Origin of the sequence: Vibrio sp. M260112 (assembly GCF_036533775.1) — a bacterium.
GTDB lineage: Bacteria > Pseudomonadota > Gammaproteobacteria > Enterobacterales > Vibrionaceae > Vibrio.
Genome location: NZ_JATABH010000158.1, coordinates 1 through 1102, shown reverse-complemented (window position 1 = coordinate 1102; position 1102 = coordinate 1). Strand labels below are relative to the sequence as shown.

Annotated in this window: 1 protein-coding gene and 1 pseudogene; both read left to right on the top strand. The window is 41.5% G+C overall.

Annotated elements, in window-relative coordinates; translation table 11 throughout:
* Positions 1-192 precede the first annotated feature (192 nt).
* Positions 193-696 carry a peptide deformylase gene (def, locus tag QTN95_RS20795; RefSeq protein ID WP_331418871.1) on the top strand — a complete coding sequence of 168 codons (504 nt, stop codon included), beginning with the start codon at positions 193-195 and terminating at the stop codon, positions 694-696.
* Positions 697-891: 195 nt separating this feature from the next.
* Positions 892-1102, top strand: a pseudogene (locus QTN95_RS20790) (formylglycine-generating enzyme family protein); the annotation flags it as partial.

The window sequence follows — 1102 nt, the reverse complement described above, 5'->3', positions numbered from 1 at the left end:
TTAATCGCCCAGTCTGGACGCCGGAAGCAAGTTGTTACAGTCAGTTCTCGATCGTTGATCGCGGGGCGGATATTCAACATGAAGTCACCCTAAGCAGTTATTCGTTGTCAAAGTATGAAGCGGAGTTGCTGGATTATGATGTTTACCTACAAACATTAGGTCGATGAGCTTCCAAAAAATTAGAAGGGATATATGGCAGTTTTAGAAATTCTGACTGCACCAGATCCGAGGCTTAAGGTCAAAGCGGAAAAGGTGCAAGATCTCTCCACGGTACAAACATTAATAGACGACATGTTGGAAACGCTATATGCAACTGACAATGGTATTGGTTTGGCGTCAACTCAAGTTGGTCGTAAAGAGGCAGTTGTTATAATCGACCTTTCAGAAAGCCGAGATGAACCGTTGATTTTGGTGAACCCCGAAGTGGTTAGTGGCTCGGATAAAGCATTGGGTCAAGAAGGTTGTCTATCAGTTCCTGATTATTATGCTGACGTGGAGCGTTTTACTTCAGTTGTTGTGTCTGCTGTAGACCGCGAAGGTAAGCCAATTACCATCGAAAGTGATGAGTTTCTAGCTATCGTAATGCAGCACGAAATAGACCATTTGTCGGGAAACTTGTTTATTGACTATCTTTCACCACTTAAGCGTCAAATGGCTATGAAAAAGGTTAAAAAGTACGTTAAAGCGCACTCTTGATTCTTAACGGGACACACGTTTTAACTACCCCAATATTAAGACAGCGTTTCTGATAATTACTTGATAGATTGATTAATTATTAACTGGGTGTGCATCATTAAGAATAGGAAGGAAAATCACATTATTTCCGAGTCATTAACTTCATGTCACCTGCTTAGCCGCTTAAAATAAACGGCTAAATAATGAGGATTGATAATGAATTATAAATGGCTAGGTCTTCTCGGGGCGATTCCTTTATTGGCGGCCTGCAATAGCGATATCGACATTTCCAGCAACGTGCTTTCTCAACAGCAGCTCAACACCATTATTAGTAATGTCAACAAACACTATCCAGATGCAGACAGCGAACTAAAACAAAAGATCGCCGAGGTCGCGGTAAAGTCGATTGAGAATATGGTGTTTGTCG